Here is a 12719-nt window from a genome sequence, read left to right as displayed (position 1 = left end):
GGTTGCCGAAGGAGCTTTTCCGGCTCACGCTGCGTCCCGCAATTGTGTTTGCTCCGGGGGCAGAATGAAAAATTTCCCGTCCGGACCCATTTGCCGCACCGCATCGGTGGACGCAGGCGCGAAAGGCCGCTAAATCCGCGCCAAAATCTGGCCGGGAATCTGCCTTCCGGCGTGCTGCATGGAGAATTGTGAGCATGGCTCTTCGCGTTGCGATTACCGGCTTTGGCCGTATCGGCCGCCTGGCACTGCGTGCCGTCCTGGAAGAGAAGCGCTGGGGCGAGATCGAGGTTGTGGCGATCAATGACAGCTCGACGCCGGAGACCAATGCACACCTCCTGAAGTATGACAGCGTGCACGGCCGCTATCCCGGCGAGATCAAGGTTGGGGACGACTGGATCGATGCCGGTTTCGGCAAGATCCAGAAAGTCTCGAACCGCGATCCCGGGCAGCTGCCCTGGAAGGATCTGGGCATCGACATCGTCCTGGAATGCACCGGCAAGTTCAATTCGAAAGAAGCCTCGATGGCGCACATCGAGAGCTCCGGCGCCAAGAAGGTGCTGTGCTCGGCGCCGGCCAAGAATGCCGACAAGACGATCGTCTACGGTGTGAACCACGACCAGCTGTCGGCCGACGATCTCGTCGTCTCCAACGCGTCCTGCACCACGAATGGCCTGGCTCCGGTTGCCAAGGTGCTCAACGATGCCGTCGGCATCGAGCGCGGTCACATGACGACGATCCACGCCTATACCGGCGATCAGCCGACGCTGGACCGCAATCACAAGGACCTGCACCGCGCCCGTGCCGCAGCCATGTCGATGATCCCGACCACGACCGGTGCCGCCAAGGCTGTCGGTCTGGTGCTGCCGGAACTCGCCGGCAAGCTCGACGGCGCCTCGGTCCGCGTGCCGACCCCGAATGTGTCGCTGATCGACCTGGTCTTCACGCCGGGCCGGGCCACGACCGCGGAAGAACTGGCCGAGGCCATCAAGGCCGCAGCCGACGGTCCGATGAAGGGTGTGCTGGGCTATGACAGCATCCCGCTCGTCTCCATCGACTACAATCACGACAGCCGCTCCTCCATCGTCGCGATCGACAAGATCAACGTGGTCGACGAACGCCTCGCGCGCGTCATGACCTGGTACGACAATGAGTGGGGTTTCGCCTGCCGCATGATCGACACGGCTGTCGCCATGGGCAAATACCTCTAGATCGCGCTCGGGACCTTTGATCATGACGCAGATCCGCCGGATCCAGGACGCGGAGGTCGCCGGCAAGCGCGTCCTCGTGCGTGTCGACTTCAACGTGCCGATGAAGGACGGGCAGGTGACCGACGCCACGCGTCTGGTCTCGGCCATCCCGACCATCGAGCATCTCACCGGTGCCGGCGCGAAAGTGATCCTGCTGGCGCATTTCGGCCGTCCCAAGGGCCAGCGCGTGGCCGAGATGTCGCTGGAACCGGTGGCCCAGCCGCTGGCCGATCTTCTGGGGGTGGCGGTGGATTTCTGCACCGAGACCACCGGCGATGAGGCTCTGTCGGCCGTGGCCGACATGCAGCCCGGCGATGTCCTCCTGCTGGAGAACACCCGCTTTCACGCCGGCGAGGAAGCCAATGATCCGGCGTTTGCAAAGGATCTCGCCGATCTGGGCGACATCTATGTCAACGACGCCTTCTCTGCCGCGCACCGTGCGCACGCCTCGACCGAGGGTGTCGCGCGTCTGCTGCCGGCCTATGCGGGCCTCGCCATGCAGCGCGAGATCGACCATCTGGTCGCCGCGCTGGAAGCGCCGGAACGCCCGGTTATTGCCCTCGTGGGCGGCGCCAAGGTCTCGACCAAGCTGGATCTCCTGAAGAACCTGGTGAAGAAGGTCGACATCCTGTTTGTCGGCGGCGGCATGGCCAACACGCTGCTGCACGCCCAGGGTATCCGTGTCGGCGCCAGCCTGTGCGAAAGGGATCTGGTCGATACGGCCCGCGCCATTCTCGCAACGGCCGAGGAATCCGGCTGCCGCATCATGCTGCCGTCCGACGTGGTGGTGGCGAAGGAATTCAAGCCGAACCCGGAAACCCGTCTCGCCGCGGTCAATGATGTCGCCGGTGACGAGATGATCCTCGATTGCGGCCCGGCCACTGTCGTGGCGCTCGCCATGGCGATGGAAGAGGCAAAGACGCTGATCTGGAACGGTCCGCTGGGCGCGTTCGAGACGCCGCCCTTCGAGACCGCGACCGTGGCGGCTGCCCAGCAGGCGGCAACCGCGGTCAAGGAACGCGGCCTCGTGGCTGTCGCCGGCGGCGGCGACACGGTGGCGGCGCTGAACCAGGCCGGTGTGTCGAATGATTTCTCCTTCATCTCCACGGCAGGCGGCGCTTTCCTCGAGTGGATGGAAGGCAAGGTTCTTCCGGGCGTGAGCGTGCTCCGGGACGAGGCCGGCATCGCGGCCTGAGCCGCGGGACCGGCTTGCCGCGCCACGACTGGTAACGATAACATCGGGCGGCCCGCGGGCACGCCCGGCCTGTCGCCGGAGGGCGGTGGGCAAGCGGCGCCCGGCGTATTAAAAGGGCTCTGCGGTAGACAACGGGCGGACCGCGGCGGTCCGCCAATCGGTATTTAAAGCTGGGGTAGACGCGATGGATCTCGATCAACTCAACGAAACCGCCTGTGCCATGGTGGCGCCGGGCAAGGGCATTCTCGCGGCGGACGAGTCGACGGGCACGATCGGCAAGCGCTTTGCCTCGATCGGTCTGGAGAACACGCCGGACAATCGCCGGGACTGGCGCGAAATGCTGTTCCGCACCGAAATGGCGATGAATGAGCACGTCTCCGGTGTCATCCTGTACGACGAGACCATCCGCCAGAGCGCCAAGGACGGCACCACGCTGGTCCAGCTGATCCGCAATGCCGGCGCGATCCCGGGCATCAAGGTCGATACCGGCGCCAAGGCGCTGGCCGGCGCCGAGGGCGAGACCGTGACCGAGGGGCTGGATGGCCTGCGCGACCGTCTGGCGGACTATTACGAGCTCGGTGCCCGCTTCGCGAAATGGCGTGCCGTGATCAATATCGGCCAGAATGGCGATGACAGCGTGCCCAGCCAGTACGGCATCAATGTGAACATGCACGCCCTGGCCCGCTATGCGGCGCTGTGCCAGGAAGCCAACATCGTTCCGATCGTCGAGCCGGAAGTCATCATGGATGGCAATCACTCGATCGAGCGCTGCTATGAAGTCACCGAATTCGCGCTGAAAACCCTCTATCGCGAACTGTTCGACCAGGGCGTCGTGCTGGAAGGCACGATCCTCAAGCCGAACATGGTGATCTCCGGCACCACGGCAGATGACCGTGCGGGCATCGAGGAAGTCGCCGACATGACCGTGCAGTGCCTGGCCAATTGCGTGCCGGCCGCCGTGCCGGGCATCGCCTTCCTGTCGGGCGGGCAGAGCGACGAGGAGGCCACGGCCCACCTCAACGCCATGAATGCCAGCTATGACCTGCCTTGGCCGCTTACCTTCTCCTACGGCCGTGCCCTGCAGGCCGCACCGCTGAAGGCCTGGGCCGGCAAGCCCGAGAATGTCGCCGCAGGCCAGGCCGCCTTCAACCATCGCGCCAAAATGAACGGCCTCGCCTCGCTCGGCGAATGGGACGCGGCACTGGAGAAGGAGACGGTGTAAACCGCCGGACCTTCGACGTCTGCGCAATAAAAAAACGGGGCCCCGCGGGGCCCCGTTCTCGTTTCGGATATCGCCGGTGGACTAGTTGCCCAGCTCGGAGATGGTCAGCGTGGCCGAGGCCATGCCGCTGCCGGAACCATAGGTGCCGATCCAGATGTCGTACTGACCGGACGGCGGGTTCGACCAGGACACCATCGGGTTCAGGCCGTTGCTGTCGTCATTGCAGTACCAGGAGCCGTCCGGCGCGTTGACGACGATCGTCGTGTCGGCGTTCGAGCGGGCACCGATGTAGAGCGGCAGGCTGCCGGCATTGTAGTGCAGGCGGTAGTCCGGCGCGTTGGCGATCATGCCGCGGCAGGAGCCGCCGAGCGAGGAGCTGGCGTCGATATTGCCGCCCGCGGTGATGGAGACCGTGTACGGGTCCGGCGCGAAACCGGCCGTGAGCGTGGTCTGGCCGAAGGTCGGGCTTTGCGACCAGTCCTGGGCGGCGGCAACGCCGGCGACCGCGGCAGCGGCAATCGTGGCGGCGAAAATGGTTTTGATGGACATGAAATCCCCCTGCGAGAAAACAATCGGGAGGCCCACGGCCAACCCGTACGCGTGCTTCTCACATAATGCAGATGAAGGGAAGCTGAACGTAGGCGCGGCGGCGATTTGCCCCGCGCGCAATGGCGGGCGCTGAAAACGGTTGTCGGCTGCAGGGCGAGCTGCCAGAAGAGCCGGCATGACGACCGCGCTCTACCTGATCACCCCGCCCCGTATCGACGAGACATTCGCTGCCCGCCTGGCCGAAGCCCTGGATGGCGGCGAGGTGGCGGCACTGCAGATCCGCCTGAAGGATCATTCCCGCGACGAGGTCCGCGCCCTGGCGCCGGCATTGATCGAGGCCGCGCATGCCCGCGACGTCGCCGTGATCCTCAATGACGATCCGGAACTGGCCGCCGAACTGGGCTGCGACGGTGTCCATATCGGCCAGCAGGACGGGACCGTGAAGGCTGCCCGCGCGATCATGGGCAAGGACCGCACGGTCGGCGTGACCTGTCATGACAGCCGGCATCTGGCGATGGTCGCCGGCGAGGCGGGGGCGGACTATGTCGCCTTCGGCGCCTTCTACCCGACCTCGACCAAGGATGCCCCGACGCAGGCCGAGCCGGGCCTCCTGACCTGGTGGACCGAATTGTTCGAACTGCCCTGTGTCGCGATCGGCGGGATCACGGTCGATAATGCCGGACCGCTGGTCGAGGCGGGGGCCGATTTCCTCGCCGTTTCCGGCGGTGTCTGGAACCATCCTGACGGACCCGCTGTCGCGGTGAAGGCTTTCAACGAAGTGTGCCGCTGAGCGGGCAGCTGTGAGGGCCGCATGTGACCGCTATGTCACTTGACCGGCACCCCTGCGTCACGCTGAAAGAGACGCCATGATCCGATCCGTCCTGACCGCCGCCTGCCTTGCCGTCCTCTCCGCCGCTCACGCGCAGGAGGACCCGGATGCCACATTTCCCGACGAGCTGATCCTGCTGCCCGAAGACGTGCAGCGCGAAGCGCAGGCCGGCGATTTCAACGCCGAGACGGCCGAGGTCCCCACCGGCATGACCGCCGCCCAGGAAGCCTGGTATCGCGCACAGATGGCTTTTGTCGGCGAGGACTGGTACCTCGCCCGCCGCTATGCCGAGACCGCCGCCGTGTCGGGTATCCCCGACGCCGCAGCGCTGGCAGGCCTGATGGCACGCGACGGCCGCGGCGGTGAGGCTGACATGGCCGCGGCCGCCGGCTGGTTCCGCCGGGCGGCCGAGCAGGATCACCCCGTTGCGCTCTACCAGCTCGGCCTGCTGGCCCGGCTGGGTGATGACAGTCTCGATCTGGGCGAGCCGCGCCGCTGGTTCGAACGCGCTGCCCGGGCCGGTCATATCGACGCCATGGTCGCCTATGCGCTCGCCCTGAAAGCCTCCTCGGTCCCGCAGGACGGCCAGTCGGCCCGGCGCTGGGCGGAACGGGCGGCACAGCAGGGATCGGCCGAAGGCATGTACCAGCTGGCCCAGATGCTCGATGCCGGCGATGGCGGCGAGCGCGACGCCGAGGGCGCGCGTATCTGGTACGAGCGGGCGGCCGATGCCAATCTGGCCGAAGGCGCTTTCCAGGCCGGCATGATGTGGGCCGATGGCGAGGGCGGCGAGCAGGACGATGCCGAAGCAAGGCGCTGGCTGCGCATTGCCGCAGAAAGCAATTATCCGCCGGCTCAGGGCCAGTACGGCCTCATGCTCTACCAGGGCCGCGGCGGCGAGGCCGATGCCGAACTGGCGGCGCACTGGTTCGGCCAGGGCGCGCGCGGCGGCGATGCGGAAAGCCAGTTCCTCTACGCCTTCGTGCTGGCCCAGGGCGATGGTGTCGAACAGGATCTCGAGGCGGCCTATCGCTGGGTCGTTGCGGCCGGCGCGGACGCGCTGGGCGCACCGGTTCACAACCGCGACCGCGACCGTCTGCAGGCTGCACTCGAACGCGCCCTGCCGCTGGAAGTCCAGGCGCGTGTCCGCGAGGCCGGCGCGGGCGACTGAGCCGATTGCGGCACCGCGCTTGCCGTTCCCTGTCCTCGCTGATAGGAGAGCGCCACCTCGCGGCCATCCGGCCGCTGTTCCGCTTATTGCCCCAAGGTGACGGCATGAAGATCAACGGCAATGAAATCCGGCCCGGCAACGTCCTGATGCACCAGGACACGCTGTGGGTTGCGGTGAAGACCGACCACGTGAAACCGGGCAAGGGCGGCGCTTTCGCTCAGGTCGAGCTGAAGAACCTGCTCGATGGCCGCAAGCTGAACGAACGCTTCCGCGCCGCCGACAAGGTCGAGCGCGTGCGTCTGGAGCAGAAGGATCACACCTTCCTGTTCGACACCGGCGACATGCTGACCTTCATGGACTCCGAGAGCTATGAGCAGATCGAGCTGCAGAAGGATTTCGTCGGCGAAGACCGCGCCGCCTACCTGCAGGAAGGCATGACGGTCGTCGTGGAATTCCACGAAGATCGCCCGATCGGCATTTCCCTGCCGCAGCACGTGACGCTGGAAGTGGCCGAGACCGAGCCGGTCGTGAAGGGCCAGACGGCCGCCAACTCCTATAAGCCCGCCATCCTGTCCAACGGCGTGCGCTCTTCCGTGCCGCCCTTCGTCGGTATCGGCGAAAAGATCATCGTGGCAACCGAGGACGGTTCCTACGTCCGCCGCGCGGACTGATCCGGCATGGGTGCCCTTTCTCCTCTCCTGACCGTGATGACAGAAGTGGCCGCCCGCGCCGGGCGCTCGCTGAATCGCGACTTCCGTGATGTCGAGCACCTGCAGGTGTCCCGCAAGGGGCCGGCCGACTTCGTCTCGATCGCGGACAAGAAGGCCGAGGACATCATCTATGACCGTCTGACCCAGGCCCGCCCGGGTTACGGTTTCCTGATGGAAGAGCGCGGCGTGGTCGAGGGCACCGACCGGTCCCACCGCTGGATCGTCGATCCGCTGGACGGGACGCTGAACTTCCTGCACGGCATGCCGCACTTTGCCGTCTCCATCGCGCTGGAGCGCGAGGGCGAGCTGGTCGCCGGCGTGATCTACAATCCCGCCACCGACGAGATGTTCCACGCCGAGAAGGGCCGCGGTGCCTGGCTGGCGGACCGCCGTCTGCGCGTAGCCAATCGCAAGCATTTCGACGAGGCCGTGATCGCCACCGGCATGCCCTTCATGGGCAAGACCGGTCATGCCCGCTTCCTCAAGGAATTGCACCAGATCATGCCCTACACGGCGGGTATCCGCCGCATGGGATCCGCGGCGCTCGATCTCGCCTGGGTTGCGGCCGGCCGCTATGACGGCTTCTGGGAACGCAATCTGAAATCCTGGGATATCGCGGCCGGTATCGTGCTGGTGAAAGAGGCCGGCGGTTTCGTGGCCGAAGCCGATGGCGGCGAGGACATCCTGCGCACCGGCAATATCGCTGCCGGCAATGAAGACATGCTCGCCGAACTCACCGCACGCCTGAAGACGGCTTCGGCCTAGGGCAGGATCGTTTCCTGCGGAACCGGTTCTGCTCCTTCACCTGATCACGCTCTACTTGGGTGGTCGCGTGATCGAACCGGTGAACCGGTACCCACTTCACCTGATCACGCTTCAGGCTGCCAGCGTCTCGATCCGTGCGTGCGCGGCTTCGAGCTTCTCGGCTTCCGCAAACATCAGCTGCCCGGCGTCGATGATCTCGACATCGGTAATGCCGATGAATTTCAGCACATGCTTCATGTAGTCCGTGGCGAAGTCGGTCTCGCTGCCGGCCGCAACGCCGCCGGAGACATAGACCACGATGGCGCGCTTGCCGGTCAGCAGGCCTTCCGGGCCGGCTTCGGTATAGCGGAAGGTTTCCCGGGCCCGTGCGACCAGGTCGATCCAGGCCTTCAGTGAGGCCGGAATGGTGAAATTGTAGATCGGCACGGTGATGACGAGCGTGTCGGCGGCGCGCAGTTCCGAGACCAGCCGGTCGGAGAAGGCCAGTGCCGCCTTCTGGTCGTCCGAGCGCTGGGCCGGATCGGTGAAGTTCGCGCCGATCCAGGTCTCGTCGACGAGGCGCATCGACCCGTCCGCAAGATCGCGCACCGTGACACGGGTGTCCGGGCGCTGTGCGGTGAGGCGGTCGATCACACGGTCGGCCAGGCCGCGGCTGTGCGAGCCCTCCCGGCGCATGCTGGCATCGACGCGGAGGATGTGGCGGGGCGAGGTATCGGTCATCGGAAGACTCCATCGGCTTGTCAGGTCCGGCGGCGGGTCTGCCGCGCGACGACCGACAGTTAGGTTCCCTCCCGTCCGGATTTAATTCGCCTTTTGGAATTCCATTAATTCCGATCTGGAATAAGGTGTCGCGAGACGCTCGCGTACCCCGCGGCAGGCAGGCTTTGACCTCGCCTCCAAAATGTCCCAATCCGGGGTAAGGAAGGGCTGGAGCTGACACGAGGGGAAGGCATGCCTGTTCTCGACCGGAACGACCGCACGCATTCCGCACCGGCGGTGCGCTTTACCGGACCCTGGCGCTATATCGTCTGGATGGCGCTGTTCACGGCGGCGGTTGCCGCCATCGCCCTGTTCCTGATCGAGCCGCTGGGAGCGGCATTCCGGGCCAATCCGGCGATCAATGGCCTGATCCTCGCGGTACTCGTCATCGGCGTCCTTTACACCTATGCCCAGGCGCTGGGGATCGGGCCGGCGGCCCGCTGGCTCGTGCGTTTCCGTTCATCGGAAGACCCCGCCAGCCTGCCGCGCCCGCCCGCACTCATCGCGCCGATGGCCTCGATGATCGGCCAGGCCGATGGCCGGGTCTCGCTGTCGGCCGGCTCGGTGCGCACCGTGCTCGACTCTGTCGGTGCCCGGATGTCGGAAGCTGGCGCCTTCACCCGCTATTTCGGCCGCCTGCTGATCTTCCTCGGCCTGCTCGGCACGTTCTGGGGCCTGTTGCAGGTCGTCTCGGATGTCGGCGAAGCCGTGCGGGCGGTGACGGAGAGCTCGACGGGTGCAGAAGCCGACGTGCTGCGCCTGATGTCGGCTATCGAAGACCCGATCCAGGGCATGGGTACGGCGTTCGCCTCCTCCCTGTTCGGTCTGGCCGGCTCGCTGGTGATCGGCTTTCTCGATCTGCAGGCCAGCCGCGCCCAGAATCGCTTCTACAACGAGATCGAGGAATGGCTGTCGTCGATCTCGCGCCTGGCGGCTGCCGGTCCGGCCGCGGCCGGCGATGGCGAGGTCTCCTCGGCCTATGTCGGCGCCCTTCTGGAGCAGACGGCTGAAACCCTCGACCGGCTGGCCCATACGCTGGAGCGCCATACCCGCCAGCTCGACACCACGCTGCAGCGCTTTGCCGAAGACAGCCGGGCGTCGAACGAGGAGGGCGTGCGGGCCCTGCGCGACGAGCTGCGGGTGTTCATCCGCGCCCTGCAATCGCGGGAGCGGGGAGGGGAATAAGCCATGGCTTCGCCCCGGTTTGCGCGTTTCCAGGAGGCCGATAACGGCGATCACTGGCCCGGCTTCGTCGATGCCCTGGCGACATTGCTGCTGGTCATCGTCTTCCTGTTGTCGATCTTCGTCGCCGGCCAGTTCGCGCTGTCGCGCGCGCTGACCAGCCGGGACGACCAGCTTGCCGATCTCAATGCCCGCCTGTCCCAACTCGCCGACGAGCTCAATCTGACCCGCGACGAGAATGCGGCGCTGGAAGTGCGCATCACCGGCCTGCGCGAAGAGCGCGATGCGCTGGAAGACGCGCTGACTCTCGCGACGGGCCGGGTGGAAAGCCTGCAGTCCGATCTCGCGGCGGAAGAGGAAATGTCGGAGGAGAGCCGCCGTGCGCTCGCCTTGCTGAACCAGCAGATGCAAGTGCTGCGCGACCAGATCGCTTCGCTCAACGCCGCGCTGGAGGCCTCCGAACAACGCGCCGAGGAGGCCGAGGCCCAGGTGATCAATCTGGGTGAGCGTCTCAACGCCGCCCTTGCCGAGCGTGCGGCCGAACTGGCGGTCTACCGGTCCGACTTCTTCGGCCGGCTGCGCGAGATTCTCGGCAACCGCACCGGCGTCCGCATCGTCGGCGACCGCTTCGTGTTCGAGACCGATGTGCTCTTCCCGTCCGGCTCGGCGGCACTGTCGAGCGAGGGGCGCGAAAGCCTGCGGCCCATCGCCGATGCCATTATCCAGCTGACCGACGAGATCCCGGGCGATATCGACTGGGTGATCCGCATTGACGGGCATACCGATCCGGTGCCGATCCGCACGACTTATCCGTCGAACTGGCACCTCTCGGCCGCGCGTGCGATCTCGGTCGTACAATGGTTCGAGGATCTCGGCGTGCCGTCCGAGCGCCTGGTCGCCGCCGGTTTCGGCGAGAACCATCCGATCGCGGAAGGCCGGTCGGCCGAGGCCAATGCCCGCAACCGCCGCATCGAGCTGAAACTGACCTCGCGTTAGGAGAATGCGGGATCAATAGCCCTGAAACAGGAAGTCCATCGCGGCGGTGATGGTGTCGCGGTGTTCTGTCTCGATATTCGCGATCGGGCGTCCCAGAAGACGGTTCGGCACCATGGCGATATCGGTCGTTACGAGCAGGTAGTCCTGACCTTCGATACCGAGCGCGGGCATCAGCCTGTAGACTGCTTCTCCCGCTGACGGATCGAACGGGCGAAGCGGGATCACGACGCGGCTGTCGAGATCGCTCAGGACATCCGATTGCACATCCACGGCGAGCCGTGCTGGCAGACCGGTCGGACGGTAGACATCGAAGCGCGCCACCTAGTCGTCTCTGGGCTGGGCCCACCATGGTGTGCCGAGCAAGGGGCCTTCCCGCTCGATCCGGCGATTGTGTGCCTCGATCGCTTCGCGGTTTTCCTCGCGCCAGCGGCGGCCCTTCTCCTCGCGGACGGCCGCTTCGATGCCGGCTTCTGCCGCGCGGGAGGTGTTCAGGCCCAGCGCGCGTGCTTCCGCCATGATGTCTTCGCGCACGGTCAGATTGACGCGTTTGCGGGGTGCGGGTTGCTCATACTTCATCGTCGGCCAGTCCAGATGGTGCGGTTCGATGATGTGTATGGTCGATGTGTATGTCAATGTGCGCTGTCGGGCACTCGGGTCAGCCGACAGCCTTGCGCATGTGCAGGATCGGATAGGGCCGTCCGGCATCGTCCAGTGGCGACCGGTCGAACTGTTCGAAGCCTAGGCGCTCGTAGAAACCGACCGCCTGAGAATTCTGCTCGTTCACGTCGACGGACAGCGGCAGGCCGGCCGTTTTCCGGGCATGATCCATGAGGGCGGTTCCCAGGCCGGTCCCGCGCTGGTCCGGCGCGACGAAGAGCGAGTCGACATGGCTGCCGGTCATGCCCATGAAGCCGAGCGGCCGGTCGGTCGCATCCACGGCCACCCATAGCGACGCGTTGGGAATATACTGTTCGGCGACGAGCGTCTCGATTTCACGGAAATCGGTCTCGCTGAGAAAGTCGTGCGTTGCTTTCACGGCGGAGCGCCAGATTCCGGTCAGGGCCTCGGTATCGGCCGCGGCCGACCGACGGATTGCGGGCATGGTCTGTCCTCCGGTGCTGTTCGCGGGTGTCGGGGTGGAGCCGTCCGGCCGCTACTCACTCGCCTCATCGGGCCCGGCCTCCGGCTGACCACCCTCGATCAGATACCAGGGGACTTCGCCATAATCATAAGGCGGGCGGGCGTAGAGCCAGCGCAGGGCATCGAGCGCAGCGCCGTGATAGATCGTCGAATGGGTCTCGGTTTCGCGGCGGTCGACATAGCGGTACTCCGGCGTGCCTTCGACCGCTTCGAGGGCTGCGAGAAGCTTGTCGAGCCCGGCCTGCATCGTGCCGCCCTCATCGCCCATCGTGAGATAGACACGTGTGTCCGAATGGTCGGCGGCGGCGAGGCGTTCGGTGGCCCGTTCGGCCACGGCCTGATCGTCCCACCACAGGCTGGGCGAGACCGAGATATAGTCGTCAAACAGGTCCGGCTGTTCGAGCAGGGTGTCGACGATGAACAGACCGGCGAGGCTTTCCCCGATCACGGCGCGGCGCTCGCCGACGCGATAGTTTGCCTCGATGAAGGGAATGACATCCTGCGCGATATAGGCCCGGAAGGCGGCCGCTCCGCCGGACGTGTCGAACTGGGTTTGATAGCGCGCGTCCGCGGGCGCGGGCGTCAGCTCGTGGATACGTTCGGTGGTCTCGATGCCGACCACGATCAGCGGCTCATACTGCCAGGAAATCACGCCAAGCTGGGCGAGGCCGGCGATATGGGGGAAGTCCTGCTCGACACCGCCATCGATCAGGTAGAGCACGGTGTAGGGCGTTTCGGCCGTGTCGTGATGTGGCGGCAGCCAGACATTCACGGTCCGTGTCTCGCCGAGAACGGAAGCGGATATCTCGTAGGAGGTGCCGAAATGGATGGGCGTGGCGCCATTGCTGTCGCTGCCGGCGGTGGTGCCCTGGGCCAGACTGGGCGCTGTTGCGGCAACCAGCAGGGCGAGGCCGCAGATCAGATTTTTCAAGCTCTTCTCCCCTCATGTCGATG

15 protein-coding genes are annotated in these 12719 nt (G+C 65.8%); 9 read left to right on the top strand and 6 right to left on the bottom strand.

Translation table 11 applies throughout. The annotated features are described in order from the left end of the window. The first annotated feature begins 194 nt into the window (after window positions 1-194). The 3 genes from gap (at window position 195) to JJ918_RS04730 (ending at window position 3664) form a co-directional block, all read left to right on the top strand. Window positions 195-1208 (top strand): type I glyceraldehyde-3-phosphate dehydrogenase, encoded by a 1014-nt coding sequence (gene gap, locus JJ918_RS04740; protein ID WP_291883971.1) that lies wholly within the window; start codon window positions 195-197, stop codon window positions 1206-1208. Window positions 1209-1230: 22 nt separating this feature from the next. Next, window positions 1231-2442, top strand: coding sequence for a phosphoglycerate kinase (gene pgk / locus JJ918_RS04735; RefSeq protein ID WP_291883969.1), 1212 nt, complete (start codon window positions 1231-1233; stop codon window positions 2440-2442). A gap of 184 nt (window positions 2443-2626) precedes the next feature. After that, window positions 2627-3664: a class I fructose-bisphosphate aldolase gene (locus JJ918_RS04730; RefSeq protein ID WP_291883967.1), complete on the top strand. Its 1038-nt coding sequence runs from the start codon at window positions 2627-2629 to the stop codon at window positions 3662-3664. Between the two features lie 81 nt (window positions 3665-3745). On the opposite strand, the gene JJ918_RS04725 is transcribed toward JJ918_RS04730, so the two are convergent. Beyond that, entirely contained in the window at window positions 3746-4213 is a 468-nt protein-coding gene (locus JJ918_RS04725; protein ID WP_271186939.1) for a peptidase S1, read from the bottom strand. A gap of 175 nt (window positions 4214-4388) precedes the next feature. On the opposite strand from JJ918_RS04725, the gene thiE reads away from it, so the two are divergent. The 4 genes from thiE to JJ918_RS04705 all read left to right on the top strand — a co-directional run bounded on the left by thiE (window position 4389) and on the right by JJ918_RS04705 (window position 7688). Beyond that, on the top strand, window positions 4389-5003 hold the full coding sequence (thiE, locus tag JJ918_RS04720; protein WP_291883964.1) for a thiamine phosphate synthase: 615 nt from the start codon (window positions 4389-4391) through the stop codon (window positions 5001-5003). A 76-nt stretch (window positions 5004-5079) separates the two neighbouring features. Beyond that, on the top strand, window positions 5080-6213 hold the full coding sequence (locus JJ918_RS04715; RefSeq protein WP_291883961.1) for a hypothetical protein: 1134 nt from the start codon (window positions 5080-5082) through the stop codon (window positions 6211-6213). 104 nt (window positions 6214-6317) lie between these two features. Beyond that, complete coding sequence (gene efp, locus JJ918_RS04710; protein WP_271186942.1) at window positions 6318-6884, top strand: elongation factor P; 567 nt, start codon at window positions 6318-6320, stop codon at window positions 6882-6884. Window positions 6885-6890: 6 nt separating this feature from the next. Next, window positions 6891-7688: an inositol monophosphatase family protein gene (locus JJ918_RS04705; protein ID WP_291883939.1), complete on the top strand. Its 798-nt coding sequence runs from the start codon at window positions 6891-6893 to the stop codon at window positions 7686-7688. A 111-nt stretch (window positions 7689-7799) separates the two neighbouring features. On the opposite strand, the gene JJ918_RS04700 is transcribed toward JJ918_RS04705, so the two are convergent. Further along, window positions 7800-8408: an NAD(P)H-dependent oxidoreductase gene (locus JJ918_RS04700; protein ID WP_291883937.1), complete on the bottom strand. Its 609-nt coding sequence runs from the start codon at window positions 8406-8408 to the stop codon at window positions 7800-7802. 231 nt (window positions 8409-8639) lie between these two features. On the opposite strand from JJ918_RS04700, the gene JJ918_RS04695 reads away from it, so the two are divergent. Continuing rightward, window positions 8640-9632, top strand: coding sequence for a hypothetical protein (locus JJ918_RS04695; protein ID WP_291883934.1), 993 nt, complete (start codon window positions 8640-8642; stop codon window positions 9630-9632). A gap of 3 nt (window positions 9633-9635) precedes the next feature. Then, the gene (locus tag JJ918_RS04690) at window positions 9636-10625 is read left to right on the top strand and encodes a peptidoglycan-binding protein (RefSeq protein ID WP_291883926.1); all 990 of its coding nucleotides are present in this window, start codon (window positions 9636-9638) and stop codon (window positions 10623-10625) included. A 12-nt stretch (window positions 10626-10637) separates the two neighbouring features. On the opposite strand, the gene JJ918_RS04685 is transcribed toward JJ918_RS04690, so the two are convergent. From JJ918_RS04685 to JJ918_RS04670, 4 genes are read right to left on the bottom strand one after another with little or no spacing between them, the layout of a single operon-like run. Continuing rightward, window positions 10638-10946 carry a CcdB family protein gene (locus JJ918_RS04685; protein WP_291883924.1) on the bottom strand — a complete coding sequence of 103 codons (309 nt, stop codon included), beginning with the start codon at window positions 10944-10946 and terminating at the stop codon, window positions 10638-10640. Beyond that, window positions 10947-11258, bottom strand: a complete 312-nt coding sequence (locus tag JJ918_RS04680; RefSeq protein ID WP_291883922.1) for a type II toxin-antitoxin system CcdA family antitoxin — start codon at window positions 11256-11258, stop codon at window positions 10947-10949. 22 nt (window positions 11259-11280) lie between these two features. After that, window positions 11281-11727, bottom strand: coding sequence for an acetyltransferase (locus tag JJ918_RS04675; RefSeq protein ID WP_291883920.1), 447 nt, complete (start codon window positions 11725-11727; stop codon window positions 11281-11283). 51 nt (window positions 11728-11778) lie between these two features. Continuing rightward, window positions 11779-12696, bottom strand: a complete 918-nt coding sequence (locus JJ918_RS04670) for an alpha/beta hydrolase-fold protein (protein WP_291883917.1) — start codon at window positions 12694-12696, stop codon at window positions 11779-11781. Window positions 12697-12719 lie beyond the last annotated feature (23 nt).

Origin of the sequence: Maricaulis sp., assembly GCF_017642925.1 — a bacterium.
In the GTDB taxonomy this organism is placed as follows: Bacteria; Pseudomonadota; Alphaproteobacteria; order Caulobacterales; family Maricaulaceae; genus Maricaulis.
This window is presented reverse-complemented; position numbering and strand designations above follow the sequence as displayed.

Bases quoted from the DNA above. Each gene is read 5' to 3' on its own strand.
- JJ918_RS04705 (WP_291883939.1), top strand. From the start codon at position 6,891: ATGGGTGCCCTTTCTCCTCTCCTGACCGTGATGACAGAAGTGGCCGCC.
- JJ918_RS04690 (WP_291883926.1), top strand. From the start codon at position 9,636: ATGGCTTCGCCCCGGTTTGCGCGTTTCCAGGAGGCCGATAACGGCGAT.
- JJ918_RS04730 (WP_291883967.1), top strand. From the start codon at position 2,627: ATGGATCTCGATCAACTCAACGAAACCGCCTGTGCCATGGTGGCGCCG.
- JJ918_RS04715 (WP_291883961.1), top strand. From the start codon at position 5,080: ATGATCCGATCCGTCCTGACCGCCGCCTGCCTTGCCGTCCTCTCCGCC.
- gap (WP_291883971.1), top strand. From the start codon at position 195: ATGGCTCTTCGCGTTGCGATTACCGGCTTTGGCCGTATCGGCCGCCTG.
- thiE (WP_291883964.1), top strand. From the start codon at position 4,389: ATGACGACCGCGCTCTACCTGATCACCCCGCCCCGTATCGACGAGACA.
- JJ918_RS04725 (WP_271186939.1), bottom strand. From the start codon at position 4,213: ATGTCCATCAAAACCATTTTCGCCGCCACGATTGCCGCTGCCGCGGTC.
- pgk (WP_291883969.1), top strand. From the start codon at position 1,231: ATGACGCAGATCCGCCGGATCCAGGACGCGGAGGTCGCCGGCAAGCGC.
- efp (WP_271186942.1), top strand. From the start codon at position 6,318: ATGAAGATCAACGGCAATGAAATCCGGCCCGGCAACGTCCTGATGCAC.
- JJ918_RS04695 (WP_291883934.1), top strand. From the start codon at position 8,640: ATGCCTGTTCTCGACCGGAACGACCGCACGCATTCCGCACCGGCGGTG.
- JJ918_RS04700 (WP_291883937.1), bottom strand. From the start codon at position 8,408: ATGACCGATACCTCGCCCCGCCACATCCTCCGCGTCGATGCCAGCATG.
- JJ918_RS04675 (WP_291883920.1), bottom strand. From the start codon at position 11,727: ATGCCCGCAATCCGTCGGTCGGCCGCGGCCGATACCGAGGCCCTGACC.